Here is a 13,473-nt window from a genome sequence, read left to right on the forward strand (position 1 = left end):
TAGTGCCTCGCCACGAGCGATGTGTTGCGATGGAAGGGTGACCGTCGACCATGATCCAGACCATCTGCGCGCCGTCGCCGAACAGCTCGCCGAGGAGGCCGCCGCGTTCGTCCGGCGTCGCCGCACCGAGGTGTTCGGCGCCGGCTCCCCGGGCGACGCCGCCGCTGCGACGCGGACCAAGAGCACGCCGACGGACCCCGTGACGATCGTCGACACCGAGACCGAACGGCTCCTTCGCGAGCGTCTGGCCGAGCTGCGTCCCGGCGATCCAATCGTGGGGGAGGAGGAGGGCGGCTCGGCCGTCGGCCACAGCGGCCAGCCGACGTGGGTGCTCGACCCCATCGACGGGACGGTCAACTTCCTCTACGGACTGGAGGCCTACGCGGTGTCGGTGGGCGTGCAGGTCGACGGCCGGTCGGTGGCCGGCGCGGTGGCGAACGTGCCGACCGGCGAGATCTTCTCCGCGGCGCGAGGGAGCGGCGCCTACCTGACGCGAGAGGACACCACGACGCGATTGCAGTGCAACGCCGTCGTCGACGTGTCGATGGCCCTGGTGGGCACCGGGTTCGGGTATGCGCCCGAGAGACGACGCATCCAGGCCGAGGTGCTGGCCCGGTTGATCCCGGTCGTCCGCGACGTTCGGCGCGTCGGTTCGTGCGCCTTGGACCTGTGCATGGTGGCCGCAGGTCGGCTCGACGCGTACTACGAGCTCGGAGTCAACGTCTGGGACTGGGCGGCGGGTGCGCTGATCGCCGAAGAGGCGGGTGTGAGGTTGCATCTGCCGGTAGTCGAGGACGACGGTCGCGAGCCGGGACTGATCGTCGCCGCGGCGGCGGGGATAGCCGAGGAGTTCGACGAGGTCCTGCGCCGGGCCGGCGCGATGTAGGGAGGCCGGGCCGGCGCGATGTAGGGAGGCCGGGCCGGCGCGATGTAGGGAGGCCGCGTCAGCAGGCGGCGGTGTGGATCTTCTTGATGAGCGCGGAGTCGGCCGGCTGGGTCGCGTCGGGGCGCAGGCTGGCGAGCACGGCGTCGATGTCGTCGTTGTGGCTGACGTCGGAGAACTCGGTGCCGATGGCCAGGTCGACGGTGTCGTCGGGGCGTTGGTCCTGGAAGAGTTCAGTGCAGGGCGCGACGAGCCACAGCGCCGCGGCGGCGGCGCGACCGGACGGTCCGAACCGGATCTGGCCCTGGCACTGCAGTCGGGTGTTCTCGTAGACGGTGTCGTTGCCCGCGGTCGGCGGGGCGTACCCCAGGTCGCGGAGGGCTCCGGCGACCTCGCCGGCCTGCCCGCCCTGGCCGCTGGCGTTGAGCACGCGGATCTTGGTGTCGGCGAGCTTGGTGGGGGTGACGTCCATCATGGTGGTGGGCGTGACCGGTTCCCCGAGCGCGGTCTGGGTGGCGTCGGCCATGGGCGGCGGTGGGTTGCAGGCGGCCTGTTGCCGCACGTCGGGCGTCTGGTTGAACGCGATGACCCACACGGTCAGGGTGACGACGGCGAGCGCCACCAGCACCACGATGCCCGGAATGACGTTCCGTCGACGAAATGGCCGACCGTGCTTGTCGAAGGCCGTACCAGAGGTGATCTGCGCTACCACCCCTGCACTGTAAGGGCAGGGGTGCTCAGCGGTCGTCACCAGGTCTTTTGTCTCGTGATATAAATCACAATCAATCTGGCGCCGCCTCGGGCACGAATCATTTGGCGGATGCGTTCAGCGCTGGTACAAAGCTCTGTCGCACCGCGACGGAACGACAAGGAGGGGATGAGATGGCTACCGACTACGACGCTCCCCGGCGCACAGAGACCGACGACGTTTCCGAAGACTCGCTCGAGGAACTGAAGGCACGGCGCAACGAGGCCCAATCGGCCGTCGTGGACGTGGACGAGTCCGAGTCCGCCGAGTCATTCGAACTGCCCGGGGCGGACCTGTCCGGCGAGGAGCTGTCGGTGCGCGTGGTGCCGAAGCAGGCCGACGAGTTCACCTGCTCCAGCTGTTTCCTCGTGCACCACCGCAGCCGTCTGGCCAGCGAGAGGGGCGGCATGATGATCTGCACCGACTGCGCCGCCTGACCCGTCAGCTACGCAGCGCCGCCAGGACGCGGTCCGGGCGGCGGCAACTCACCAGCCAGTAGGGCGTCGGGTCGTCGGGATCGTCGAGCACCACGAGGACCATCGGTTTGACCCACGCCCGGTGCACGACGTAGGCCGCGGGGTCGAGCTGGCGGCCGAGCGCCGCGGACTTCGCCGACGTCGGCACCTCCGCCGACCTCGAGATCACCGACACGGGCAGATGCGCCGAACCGACCCAGAGCTCGGTGGCCGCCCCGTCACCGTCCGACGTGCTGACCACGCGGACCTCGACCCGCCCCAGCCACACCAGAACCGCCGCCGCCACGGGAAGCAACAGTGCGTAGGGCAGCCAGTTCGGCAGCGACCGCACGCCGAGGTTCACCTCGTAGGCGATGATGGCGGCCAGCAGGAACGCGGGCAGGCACCACCACAGGGGAACCCTCAGTCGCTCGTGGTAACGCACCGTTTCGGTGGCTGCGCGCGTGTCGGACACCCGGCCAAGAGTAATCTCCGTGGTCGTGTCCACCTCTCTTGCGGTCGTGCGGCTGGACCGTGACCTGCCCCTGCCGACGCGGGCGCATGCCGGTGACGCCGGCGTCGACCTCTACAGCGCGGTCGACATCGTGCTCGCTCCCGGACGGCGTGCCCTGGTTCCCACCGGGCTCGCGGTGGCCATCCCCTTCGGAATGGTGGGCCTGATCCATCCGCGGTCGGGACTCGCCACGCGAGTCGGGCTCTCGATCGTCAACACCCCCGGTACCGTCGACGCGGGTTACCGAGGGGAGATCAAGGTGACTCTGATAAATCTCGACCCCGACGAGCCGATCATCGTGCGGCGCGGCGATCGCATCGCTCAGCTTCTGGTTCAGCGGGTCGAACTACCCGAGTTGGTCGAGGTCGCGTCTTTCGACGAGGCCGGGCTGGCTGACACCACCCGTGGCGCAGGCGGCCACGGTTCCTCCGGCGGACACGAGAGTTTGTGATGGCATTCGGCAAGCGCAAGAGCGACGACCAGGGTGAGGGCAGCGGCACCGAGGTAGCCGCGGTCGATCCCACCGTCGACGACGACCTCGACGGACCGTTCGACATCGAGGACTTCGACGATGCGGAGACCGCGTTGGTCGGACGTCACGACCTCGGTGCGGTGTTGATCCCCGAGAACGAATCCGCCGAGCTCGCGGTCGAAGTCAACCAGCAGGGCGTCCCGACCATGGCGTGGATGGTGACGTCCAACGGCCGCTACAACGTGACGGCCTACGCGGCGCCCAAGGCCGGTGGCCTGTGGCGCGAGGTGGTCACCGAGGTCGCCGACTCGCTGCGCAAGGAAGGCGCCGAGGTGGCCATCCACGACGGGCCGTGGGGGCGTGAAGTCGTGGGCCACATGACCAACGGCCCCGAGCCCGTGGTGATGCGCTTCGTCGGGGTCGACGGTTATCGCTGGATGGTGCGCGGCGCCGCGGTCGGTTCCCCCGAGACCGCCGACGCGATCGCGCGAGATCTGCGAAATGCGCTGTTGGACACGGTCGTTCGCCGCGGAGACACCCCGCAACCGGTGCGCAACATGCTTCCCCTGCAGCTCTCCGAGGCCCTCGTTGCGCGGTTGCGGGCCCGAGCCGAGCAGATGATGGCCGAGCAGGCCCGCCTCGCCGGCCAGCAGCTGGCGCCGCCCCCGCCGGCCGAACCGGCGGCGCGCCGCAGCGAGCAGGGCACGGCGATGCAGCAGCTGCGCACCATCACCGGCGGCTGATCACAGCTCTGCCAGGGCGGCGATGCACGCCGCCCCCAGCACCCCGGGGTCGGCGCCCAACTGGTCGAGGGTGAAGGTCCGCAGCGCCGCCACGGGAGCCGCGGCCGCCCACTCGAGGGCCACCTCCAACGGGTGGATGGGATCGTCGGTGGCCGCGGCTATGCCCATCGGCACCGTCAACCCCTCCAACTCCCGCGTCGTCGGGGCCACGTAGCCGGCCGCGGCGTCCATGGCCTCGGGCAGCCCGGGCCATTGACCCACCCACGACCGTGTCAGTTCGGCTCCCAGCCAGGCAGGGCTGGACTCCGTCATCTGACTGATCGCCGAGGCGAGCCCGTCGCGGCGCAGCACGCTCGCCGAGTACCGCGCGGCAAGCGCGGCCGGCGCGTCATCCGGTGCACCCGTCCATGCGGGCAGGCCGGCCAGCACGGCCACCGCGCTGGTGGGGTGCGCGAGTGCCCACGCTGCCGCCACCGCGGCGCCGAGCGAGACTCCACCGACGGCGATCGGCGCCTGCCTGGCGGCCTCGTCGAGGGCTCCGAGGTAGCCGTCGACGAGCCGGGTCGGGTCCGGCGGCGGCGTCACCACTGACGCCCCGACGTCGTGCAGGGCGTCACGGAACGCGCGGTAGACGTAGTCGTCGTCGGATCCGGTGCCCGGCAGCAGCACCACCGAGACACCACGCAGGGAGACCGCCATCGTCCGATCGTGCCGTGTGCGTCAGATCACGTCCACGGGAAGGGACTAGAACGGCTCGCGGAAGGGTAGACGAGCACCCTGTGCGCCACGTGGCAAATCGGAACCAAGAGGTCTACCGTGGCGTTGGTTAAGAGGTGGGTCAACGGTTGATTCACCACTTGAGTAGGAGAGACCATGGCTACGGCCGAAGGTTATCTACGTCGGCTCACGCGGCGCCTCACCGAGGACCCCGAGCAGCAAGACGTCGAGGAACTCAGTGACGAAGCCGCCAACACCGGCGCGCAGAAGGCGATCGACTGCCGGCGCGGCCAGGAAGTGACGATGGTCGGCACGCTGCGATGTGTCGAGACCAACGCCAAGGGTTGTGCGGGCGGCGTCCGGGCCGAACTGTTCGACGGCACCGACGCGGTGATGTTGGTCTGGCTCGGCCAGCGGCGCATCGCCGGCATCGAATCCGGTCGAACCCTGCGGGTGCATGGTCGGCTCGGCAACCTCGAGAACGGGACGAAGGCGATCTACAACCCGCACTACGAGATCCAGAAGTGACCCACCCCGACACGGGGTCGGCGGATGAGATCGAGGCGCAGACGCCCGATGAACCCGAGAACAAGCTCAGTGCTCAGGCCGTCCTGGCGCAGATGGGTGGCGTCAGCGGTCTGATCTACTCGTCTCTACCCGTCCTGGTGTTCGTGCCCGTCTCCTCGTTCTTCGGTCTCACCTGGGCGATCGTCGCGGCGCTCGGCGTGGCCGCGCTCATCCTGGTCTGGCGCTTGATTCGACGCGAGACGCTGCAACCCGCGGTGTCCGGCTTCTTCGCCGTCGGGGTCAGTGCGCTCATCGCCTACCTCGTCGGCGAGTCCAAGGGCTACTTCCTGCTGGGCATCTGGTCGTCGCTGATCTACGCCGCCGTCTTCGCGCTGTCGGTCCTGTTTCGACGCCCCGCGGTCGGCTACGCCTGGGGCTGGGTCAACGGGCGCGACCGCAACTGGCGTGGCAACCGTCGCGCGCTGACGGCGTTCGACATCGCCACCGTCGTCTGGGCGTTGGTGTTCGGTGCTCGGTTCCTCGTGCAGAACCGTCTCTACGACGACGACCAGACCGGTCTGCTCGGGGTCGCGCGCATCGCGATGGGCTGGCCCTTGACCGCCGTGGCCGCGTTGGCCACCTACCTGGCGATCCGGACCGCGCAGCGGGCCCTGCACGCCGAGGAGGACGCGCAACCGGACGCCGAAGAGGCGCGGGCCGACTGACCACCACCGACCGTCGCGACGCGACCGATCGCACGGTGATCGCCGTTGCGGTCCTGGCGTCGTTCGTCGCCTTCCTCGACGGGTCGGTGGTCAACCTGGCATTGCCCGCGATCGCGGCCGAGTTCGGCGGCGGACTCGCCCTGCAACAGTGGGTCGTCGACGGGTATCTACTGGCCCTGGGCGCGCTGATCCTCGTCGCCGGAGCGGTGTCCGACCAATTCGGCCGGCTGGCGGTGCTGCGCGTCGGACTGGCCGTATTCGCCGTCGCGTCGCTGCTATGTGCGCTGGCCCCGACCGGCTGGATCCTCGTCGGAGCGCGCTGCCTGCAGGGTGTCGGGGCGGCGTTCCTGGTACCCAGCTCGCTGGCGATGATCAACTCGCGGTTCGCCGGGGCCACGCAGGCCGCCGCGATCGGTACCTGGACGGCGTGGACCGGCACCGCGTTCGTGGTGGGACCGCCGCTGGGCGGCGTGCTGGTGGACACTCTGGACTGGCGGTGGGTCTTCGGGATCAACGTGCTGCCGGTGGCCGCCACCCTCTATTTGACGTCGAGGCTGCGGGGTGACCCCGCGCTGAACGCGCGTCGACCCGGCCGCGTCGACGTCACGGGTGCGGCACTGTGCGCCGTCGGGCTGACCGGGACGGTCTACGCCCTGATCGAAGAGCAGCGCCTCGGGCCGTCGCACCCCGCGGTGGTCGTGGCGTTCGTCGTCGGCGTGGCCTGCCTGATCGCCTTCCCGTTCTGGGAGCGCAGGGTGACCAACCCGATCATGCCGTTGCAGCTCTTCGCATCTCGCAACTTCGCGGTCGGGAACCTGGCGACGGTGTTCCTATACGCGGCGGTGTCCCTCGGCACATTGCTCGTCGCCCTGTTCCTGCAGGAGACGGTGGGCCTGTCGGCGGCGCTGGCCGGCCTGGCGACGCTACCGCTGCCGGTGCTGTCGTTTCTGCTGGCCCGGCGCTTCGGCACGCTGGCCGGCGTGCACGGGCCCCGGATCTTCATGGGTGTCGGCCCGCTGATCGCGGCGGGCGGTTTCCTGCTGATGGCCACGGCCCGGATGCCCTTCGACTTCTGGACGCAGATGCTGCCGGGCCTGATCGTGTTCGGCGTAGGGCTCTCGGTCACGGTGTCACCGCTGACCGCGGCGGTGCTCGCCGCGGTCGACCCGGCGCAGAGCGGGATCGGTTCGGCGGTGAACAACGCGGTCTCGCGGGTGGCCGGGCTCATCGCGATCGCGTTCACCGGGGTGATCGTCGGAGTGGGCGGTTCGTCCGGCGAGACGGGCCCGACGGCAATGGACTTCGCCGGTTTCCGCCTCGGCGCGGTGACGGTGGCCGCGCTGTTCGCGATCGCCGGGGTGGTGTCGGCGATCGGCATCAGCAACCGGCAGTGCGACCTGGGCCGGGTCTCACCGGAGGCCGCGGCGCGCTGCCACGACCGGGCGACACCGCCGCCGGCGCTGGCCGCGTCGGACTGACGGATCAGTGGGGGCGCAGCAGCAGTTCGCGTAGTTCGCCCTCGACCTCGTCGGTGGTGACGAAGAGCAGTTCGTCGCCGCCCTCGAGCGAATCGTCGTCCTCGGGCACGATCACGCGGGCGCCCCGCAGGATGGTCACGAGGGCGGCGTCGCGGGGGAGTTCGAGGCGTTTGACGGCCTTCCCACCCCACGGCGTGTCGTCGGGCAGTGTGATCTCGACCAGGTTGGCTTGCCCCTTGCGGAAGCTCATCAGGCGCACCAGGTCGCCGACGGACACCGCCTCCTCGACCAGCGAGGCCAGCATCCGGGGAGTCGACACCGCGACGTCGACGCCCCACGCCTCGTCGAAGAGCCACTCGTTGCGGGGATCGTTGACCCGGGCCACCACCCGCGGCACCGCGAACTCGGTCTTGGCCAGCAGGCTGAGCACCACGTTGGCCTTGTCGTCGCCGGTGGCGGCGATGACGACGTCGAAGTCCTCGAGCCCCACGGCCTCGAGCAGCGTCAGCTCGCAGGCGTCACCGAGACGCCAGTGCGCGGCCGGAATGGCCTCGGTGTCGACGTGATCGGGGTTGCGTTCCAGCAGTGTGACGTCGTGGGCGTCAACGAGTTCCCTGGCGATGGACCGGCCGACGGCACCGGCCCCTGCGATGGCGACCTTCACGAGATCCTTCCTGGTCGGTCACTGGTCATCGGCGTCCTCGCCCGGTGGTTGCGCGGCGATCGCGATCGCCTCGGCGACGTGCCCCGAGATGGCGGCCATGTACACCTGGTCGCTGGCCTGGATCACGGTCTTCTTGTCGGGGAGCAGCCCGGTGCCAAAGCGGATCATGAACGCCACACGGCCGCCGGTGACCGACTCCAGAGCCGTCACCCGCCGGCCGAACCAGCCCTCGTGCAGCGGCAGTTCGGTGACGCCCACGTTGCCCGAGGGGTCCCGCCACTTGGTGGTCTCGGTCTCGCGGGTCAGCACGTTGAGCAGTCGGTCGGTGGTCCACGGCACGGTCGCCACCGTCGGGATGCCCAGGCGCTCGTAGACGGCGGCACGCTTGGCGTCGTAGATGCGGGCGACGACGCGTTCGACGCGGAAGGTCTCGCGGGCGACGCGCGCGGAGATGATGTTGGAATTGTCACCGGAGGAGACGGCGGCGAACGCACCCGCGCCCTCGATACCGGCTCGCAGCAGCACGTCGCGGTCGAATCCCATCCCGAGGACGCGTTCCCCGGGGAATTCGGGGGACAACCGGTGAAAGGCGGTGCCGTCGCGGTCGATGACCGCGACCTCGTGGCCAATGCGAGCCAAGCCATCGGCCAGCGACGCGCCAACTCGGCCGCATCCCATTACGACTACACGCACGCGTCGATCCTCCCAGTGGTTCGGCAGAAACGGATTGTGGCGAACCTGCGCACTCGGAACGCTACAGCCATTCGCCCGTGGGCTTACTCTTGGCTCTCGTGTCCAAGCTTTCTACCGCTGCTCGCCGGTTGGTACTGGGTAGACCCTTCCGCAGCGACGCGATGGGGCACACGTTGCTGCCCAAGCGAATCGCCCTGCCCGTGTTCGCCTCCGACGCGTTGTCGTCGGTGGCCTACGCGCCCGAGGAGATCTTCCTCGTGCTCTCCGTGGCAGGTCTGAGCGCCTACACGATGGCGCCGTGGATCGGTCTGGCGGTCGCCGCGGTGATGCTCGTCGTCATCGCCAGTTACCGCCAGAACGTGCACGCCTACCCGTCCGGCGGCGGTGATTACGAAGTGGTGACCACCAACCTGGGCCCGACCGCGGGCCTGACGGTGGCCAGCGCGCTGCTGGTCGACTACGTGCTGACGGTCGCGGTGTCGATGGCGTCGGCGATGTCCAACATCGGCTCGGCGGTGCCGTTCATCGCCCAGCACAAGGTGCTCTTCGCGGTGGCCGCCATCCTGTTGCTCGCGTCACTGAACCTGCGCGGCATCAGGGAGTCCGGGACGGCGTTCGCGATCCCGACCTACGCCTTCATGATCGGCATGTACGTCATGGTCGGCTGGGGACTGTTCCAGATCTTCGTGCTCGGCGACCACCTGCAGGCCGAGACGGCGAACTTCACCGTCAAGTCCGAACACGGTGACGTGCTCGGCTTCGCAATGGTGTTCCTGGTGGCACGGGCGTTCTCGTCGGGTTGCGCCGCGCTGACCGGTGTCGAGGCCATCAGCAACGGGGTGCCCGCCTTCAAGAAGCCGAAGTCGCGCAATGCGGCCACGACGCTGCTGCTGCTGGGCGCCATCGCGGTCTCGTTGTTCATGGGGATCATCGTGTTGGCCAAGGCAACCGGGGCCAAGGTGGTCGACAGCGTCGACCAGCTCGTCGGCGCGCCAGGGGGGTATCACCCCAAGACCTTGATCGCGCAGCTGGCCGACGCGGTGTTCCACGACTTTCCGGTGGGCCTGTATCTGATCGCGGGGGTCACCGCGTTGATCCTGGTGCTGGCCGCCAACACCGCCTTCAACGGCTTCCCCGTGCTGGGATCGATTCTGGCGCAGGACCGCTACCTTCCCCGGCAGCTGCACACCCGCGGTGACCGGCTGGCCTTCTCCAACGGCATCCTGTTCCTCGCCTTCGCGGCCATCGCCTTCGTGGTGGCGTTCCGTGCCGAGGTGACCGCACTGATTCAGCTCTACATCGTGGGCGTGTTCGTCAGTTTCACGCTCAGCCAGATCGGCATGGTCCGGCACTGGACCCGGTTGCTGCGGGTCGAGACCGATGCCACCCAGCGGCGCCGGATGCAACGGTCCCGCGTCATCAACGCGATTGGTCTGTTGTGCACCGGCGCCGTGCTGATCGTGGTCGTGGTGACCAAGTTCCGGGCGGGCGCATGGATCGCGATCCTCGCCATGGGCGCGCTGTTCGGGCTCATGAAGCTGATTCACAAGCACTACGCGACCGTCTCGTCCGAACTGGAGGCCCGCGCCGCCGAACAGGGTGACGTGGTGCTGCCCAGCCGCAACCACGCCATCGTGCTGGTGTCCAACCTGCATCTGCCGACCAAGCGCGCGCTGGCCTACGCCAGGGCGACCCGACCCGACGTGCTCGAGGCCATCACGGTCAACGTGGACGACGAGGAGGCCCACGAGCTGGTGCACAAGTGGGAGGTCAGCGAAGTCACGGTGCCGCTCAAGGTCATCGCCTCGCCATACCGTGAAATCACCAGGCCCATCCTGAGTTACGTGCAGCGGATCATCAAGGACTCGCCGCGGACCGTGGTCACGGTGTTCATCCCCGAGTACGTCGTCGGACACTGGTGGGAACAGGTGTTGCACAACCAGAGTGCGTTGCGTCTCAAGGGCCGATTGCTCTTCGAGCCCAACGTCATGGTCACCTCGGTGCCGTGGCAGCTGAGCTCCTCGGAGCGGCTCAAGGTCGTCGACGAGCAGCCGGCGCCCGGTGACGCCCGTCGCGGGTTCCTCACTTGAGCGAGCTGACGCTGACCGTCGGGCCTGCGGCGAACGGCGGCAGCTGCGTGGCCCGCCACGACGGCCGCGTCGTGTTCGTGCGGTACGCACTGCCTGGCGAGGTGGTCCGGGCACGCGTCGTGTCCGAACGCGGAAGTCATTGGCACGCAGACGCAGTCGAGATCATCGAAGCGTCACCCGACCGCGTCGACTCGATGTGCCCCATCGCCGGCGTCGACGGATCGGGGTGCTGCGACCTGGCGTTCGCGACGCCCGAGGCCGCGCGCCAACTCAAGGGCGACGTGGTGGCCAACCAGCTCGAACGGCTCGGCGGGCACCACTGGGCGGGGGCTGCCGAAGAAGTCGGGTCGACGGGGCCGACGGGATGGCGCACGCGGGTGCGGTTGGACGTCGCCACCGGTGGCACGCAGGCCGGGCGGGCGGGGTTTCACCGTTACCACAGCGAGGAATTGGTCACCGACCTGTCGTGTGCGCAGGTGCCCGACGGCATGCTCACGGGCCTCGACGTCGCGACGTGGCCGCCAGGTGCGCAACTGCACGTGGTGCTCGACGACGCGGGGGCCCGTCACGTCGTGCAGACGGGCCCGCGGACCGACCGCAAGGCCTCGACGCAGGTGGTCGAGGGGTCCTACGAGGCCACCCACCGGGTCGGAGACCGGACGTGGAGCGTGCCGGTCACCGCGTTCTGGCAGGCGCACCGTGACGCCGCCCCCGCCTACAGTGCGTTGGTCGAGCAGTGGGCGGATCTGACCCCGGGCATGACGGCGTGGGACTTGTATGGCGGCGCAGGCGTATTCGCCGCGACGCTGGCGGGCGCGGTCGGGCCGACGGGACACGTGCTCAGCGTCGACGTGTCCCGAGGGTCGGCCAAGGCCGCGCGCAGCGCTCTGGCCGACCTCGGCTGGGTCGAGGTGCTCACCGAATCGGTACGCCGCGCCCTGACCACCCAGCGCCGCCGTGCCGACGTCGCCGTGCTCGATCCTCCCCGCACCGGTGCCGGGCGCGAGGTCGTCGACCTGCTCGCCGCAGCGGAGGTGCCGCGCATCGTCCACATCGGTTGCGAGGCAGCGTCCTTCGCTCGCGACGTCGGCCTCTACCGCGGGCACGGCTACACCGTCGAGCAGATCCGGGTGTTCGACTCGTTCCCGCTGACCCACCACGTGGAGTGCGTCGCGGTGTTGTCCCGCGCGTGAAGCGCGTGCTGGTCACCTGCTGTCCGCCGACGACCCTCGGGGCGTCCTCGTCGTCGCGGGCACCACGCGCAACCAGGTCGGGTTCTACCCGCGCTTCGACCACGTCGTCCTGCTCAGCGCGCCGTCGGAAGTGATCTTCGAGAGGGTGCGAACCCGGAGCGGCAACGCGTTCGGTCGGCGACCGGCCGAGCTGGCCGAGGTCGCCGACGCGGTCGTCGCCCACGCGCGGTGAGCGTCGTCTAGGGTTGGCACCGGTGTGCCGGGAAGTCTGGTCGGCGGTCGTTCGACGCTGTCTACCCGAGGGGAAACGTGGCTGGTTCCGGCAAGTCGTCGCGTCTGTTCAGTCGCGGCTCGTGGCCCGAGGCCAGTCGAGCGTCGGAGATTCTGCGACGCGAAACCGTGGGCGGCATGCTGTTGCTCGCCGCCGCGGGGGCGGCGCTGGTGTGGGCCAACTCCCCGTGGGCGGCCGCCTACCGCGCCGTGTCGGAGTTCGCCTTCGGGCCAGAGTCGCTGCACCTCCGGCTGAGTGTGTCGTCGTGGGCTGCCGACGGACTGCTGGCGATCTTCTTCTTCGTCGTCGGCGTCGAACTGAAGCGTGAGTTCGTCGCAGGGGACCTGCGCGACCCGGCGCGCGCGGCGCTTCCGATCGCCGCCGCCGTCGGGGGCATGGCCGTGCCCGCGGCCATCTTCCTCGGTGTCAACCTCGTCGCGGGCGAGCGCGAGAACCTCGGCGGGTGGGCGGTGCCCATCGCCACCGACATCGCCTTCGCCCTGGCCGTGCTCGCCGTGCTCTCGACCCATCTGCCGTCCGCGTTGCGGACCTTCCTGCTCACGCTGGCGGTGGTCGACGACCTGCTGGCGATCACCGTCATCGCCTTCTTCTACACCGATCACCTCGCGGTTGGCCCGCTGGCGCTGGCCCTGCTGCCCGGCGGTGCGTTCGCGTTCGCGGTGCAACGGGGGTTCACCCGGTGGTGGGTTCTGGTCCCGCTGGCCGCCGTGACGTGGGCGCTGGTCCACGCCAGCGGCATCCATGCGACGGTGGCCGGCGTCGTGCTCGGTTTCACGGTGCCCGTCCTCGGGCGGCACGCCCTCGCCGAGCGATTCGAACATCGAATGCGACCGATCTCGGCCGGCGTCGCGGTTCCGGTGTTCGCGTTCTTCGCCGCCGGGGTGACGGTCGGCGGGTGGTCGGGTCTCGGCGACGCACTGGGCCACGCCGCGACGATCGGCGTGATGGCCGGGCTGGTGCTGGGCAAACCGCTGGGTGTGTTGAGCACCACATTCTTGCTGGCCAAGTTCACCAGGGCCCAGCTCGACGACGACCTGGCCTGGCGCGACGTGCTCGGGGTCGCGCTGCTGGCGGGAATCGGTTTCACCGTGTCGTTGCTCATCGGTGAGCTGGCCTTTGGTTACGGCACGGTGACGGGCGCCGACGCCAAGATCGGGGTCCTCGTCGGGTCGGTGGTGGCGGGTGCGCTGGCAGCCGTGGTCCTGGTCAGCCGCAATGCCGTCTACCGGCGGATTCACCAGCGCGAAATGGTCGACGAAGACGGCGACGGTGTGCCCGACGTCTACGAACCTTGACGGG

15 protein-coding genes are annotated in these 13,473 nt (G+C 69.5%); 10 read left to right on the forward strand and 5 right to left on the reverse strand.

The window, feature by feature from the left end:
* Positions 1-19 precede the first annotated feature (19 nt).
* Positions 20-886: an inositol monophosphatase family protein gene (locus tag ABZ195_RS03155; protein ID WP_355214744.1), complete on the forward strand. Its 867-nt coding sequence runs from the start codon at positions 20-22 to the stop codon at positions 884-886.
* A gap of 58 nt (positions 887-944) precedes the next feature.
* Here ABZ195_RS03155 and cei read toward each other — a convergent pair whose 3' ends face one another.
* Positions 945-1,595: an envelope integrity protein Cei gene (gene cei, locus ABZ195_RS03160; RefSeq protein WP_355214746.1), complete on the reverse strand. Its 651-nt coding sequence runs from the start codon at positions 1,593-1,595 to the stop codon at positions 945-947.
* Between the two features lie 170 nt (positions 1,596-1,765).
* Here cei and ABZ195_RS03165 point away from each other — a divergent pair, with 170 nt between their 5' ends.
* Positions 1,766-2,068, forward strand: a complete 303-nt coding sequence (locus ABZ195_RS03165; protein ID WP_355214748.1) for a DUF4193 domain-containing protein — start codon at positions 1,766-1,768, stop codon at positions 2,066-2,068.
* A gap of 4 nt (positions 2,069-2,072) precedes the next feature.
* On the opposite strand, the gene ABZ195_RS03170 is transcribed toward ABZ195_RS03165, so the two are convergent.
* Entirely contained in the window at positions 2,073-2,561 is a 489-nt protein-coding gene (locus ABZ195_RS03170) for a DUF3093 domain-containing protein (RefSeq protein ID WP_355214750.1), read from the reverse strand.
* Between the two features lie 25 nt (positions 2,562-2,586).
* Here ABZ195_RS03170 and dut point away from each other — a divergent pair, with 25 nt between their 5' ends.
* Together dut and ABZ195_RS03180 are read left to right on the forward strand one after the other, a co-directional pair.
* The gene (gene dut, locus ABZ195_RS03175; RefSeq protein WP_355214751.1) at positions 2,587-3,051 is read left to right on the forward strand and encodes a dUTP diphosphatase; all 465 of its coding nucleotides are present in this window, start codon (positions 2,587-2,589) and stop codon (positions 3,049-3,051) included.
* Positions 3,051-3,815, forward strand: a complete 765-nt coding sequence (locus ABZ195_RS03180) for a DUF3710 domain-containing protein (RefSeq protein WP_355214753.1) — start codon at positions 3,051-3,053, stop codon at positions 3,813-3,815. The genes dut and ABZ195_RS03180 overlap by 1 nt, the downstream gene beginning before the upstream one ends.
* Here the strand turns inward: ABZ195_RS03180 and ABZ195_RS03185 are convergent, their stop codons facing one another.
* Positions 3,816-4,514 carry an alpha/beta hydrolase gene (locus tag ABZ195_RS03185; protein ID WP_355214755.1) on the reverse strand — a complete coding sequence of 233 codons (699 nt, stop codon included), beginning with the start codon at positions 4,512-4,514 and terminating at the stop codon, positions 3,816-3,818.
* A 174-nt stretch (positions 4,515-4,688) separates the two neighbouring features.
* Here ABZ195_RS03185 and ABZ195_RS03190 point away from each other — a divergent pair, with 174 nt between their 5' ends.
* Genes ABZ195_RS03190 through ABZ195_RS03200 form a run of 3 tightly spaced genes read left to right on the forward strand, consistent with a single transcriptional unit; the run spans position 4,689 to position 7,242 of the window.
* Positions 4,689-5,060, forward strand: a complete 372-nt coding sequence (locus ABZ195_RS03190) for an OB-fold nucleic acid binding domain-containing protein (RefSeq protein WP_355214757.1) — start codon at positions 4,689-4,691, stop codon at positions 5,058-5,060.
* A gap of 29 nt (positions 5,061-5,089) precedes the next feature.
* Positions 5,090-5,764, forward strand: coding sequence for a DUF3159 domain-containing protein (locus ABZ195_RS03195; RefSeq protein WP_355214948.1), 675 nt, complete (start codon positions 5,090-5,092; stop codon positions 5,762-5,764).
* A gap of 35 nt (positions 5,765-5,799) precedes the next feature.
* The gene (locus ABZ195_RS03200; protein ID WP_355214758.1) at positions 5,800-7,242 is read left to right on the forward strand and encodes an MFS transporter; all 1,443 of its coding nucleotides are present in this window, start codon (positions 5,800-5,802) and stop codon (positions 7,240-7,242) included.
* A gap of 4 nt (positions 7,243-7,246) precedes the next feature.
* Here the strand turns inward: ABZ195_RS03200 and ABZ195_RS03205 are convergent, their stop codons facing one another.
* Entirely contained in the window at positions 7,247-7,906 is a 660-nt protein-coding gene (locus ABZ195_RS03205; protein WP_355214760.1) for a TrkA family potassium uptake protein, read from the reverse strand.
* Between the two features lie 18 nt (positions 7,907-7,924).
* Complete coding sequence (locus ABZ195_RS03210) at positions 7,925-8,599, reverse strand: TrkA family potassium uptake protein (RefSeq protein ID WP_355214762.1); 675 nt, start codon at positions 8,597-8,599, stop codon at positions 7,925-7,927.
* 98 nt (positions 8,600-8,697) lie between these two features.
* On the opposite strand from ABZ195_RS03210, the gene ABZ195_RS03215 reads away from it, so the two are divergent.
* From ABZ195_RS03215 to nhaA, 3 genes are all read left to right on the forward strand, one after another.
* Positions 8,698-10,689, forward strand: coding sequence for an APC family permease (locus tag ABZ195_RS03215; RefSeq protein ID WP_355214764.1), 1,992 nt, complete (start codon positions 8,698-8,700; stop codon positions 10,687-10,689).
* A complete protein-coding gene (locus tag ABZ195_RS03220; RefSeq protein ID WP_355214766.1) occupies positions 10,686-11,882 on the forward strand; it encodes a class I SAM-dependent RNA methyltransferase in 1,197 nt (398 codons plus the stop codon). Before ABZ195_RS03215 ends, ABZ195_RS03220 begins: the two co-directional genes overlap by 4 nt.
* A gap of 309 nt (positions 11,883-12,191) precedes the next feature.
* Positions 12,192-13,469 (forward strand): Na+/H+ antiporter NhaA, encoded by a 1,278-nt coding sequence (gene nhaA, locus ABZ195_RS03225; RefSeq protein WP_355214768.1) that lies wholly within the window; start codon positions 12,192-12,194, stop codon positions 13,467-13,469.
* Positions 13,470-13,473 lie beyond the last annotated feature (4 nt).

This window comes from Mycobacterium sp. NPDC006124, assembly GCF_040614235.1.
Taxonomy (GTDB): Bacteria; Actinomycetota; Actinomycetes; order Mycobacteriales; family Mycobacteriaceae; genus Mycobacterium.

What these genes read in the sequence shown, in the direction of transcription:
- ABZ195_RS03190 (WP_355214757.1), top strand. Translation starts at nt 4,689, where the DNA reads ATGGCTACGGCCGAAGGTTATCTACGTCGGCTCACGCGGCGCCTCACC.
- ABZ195_RS03155 (WP_355214744.1), top strand. Translation starts at nt 20, where the DNA reads ATGTGTTGCGATGGAAGGGTGACCGTCGACCATGATCCAGACCATCTG.
- ABZ195_RS03180 (WP_355214753.1), top strand. Translation starts at nt 3,051, where the DNA reads ATGGCATTCGGCAAGCGCAAGAGCGACGACCAGGGTGAGGGCAGCGGC.
- ABZ195_RS03165 (WP_355214748.1), top strand. Translation starts at nt 1,766, where the DNA reads ATGGCTACCGACTACGACGCTCCCCGGCGCACAGAGACCGACGACGTT.
- ABZ195_RS03185 (WP_355214755.1), bottom strand. Translation starts at nt 4,514, where the DNA reads ATGGCGGTCTCCCTGCGTGGTGTCTCGGTGGTGCTGCTGCCGGGCACC.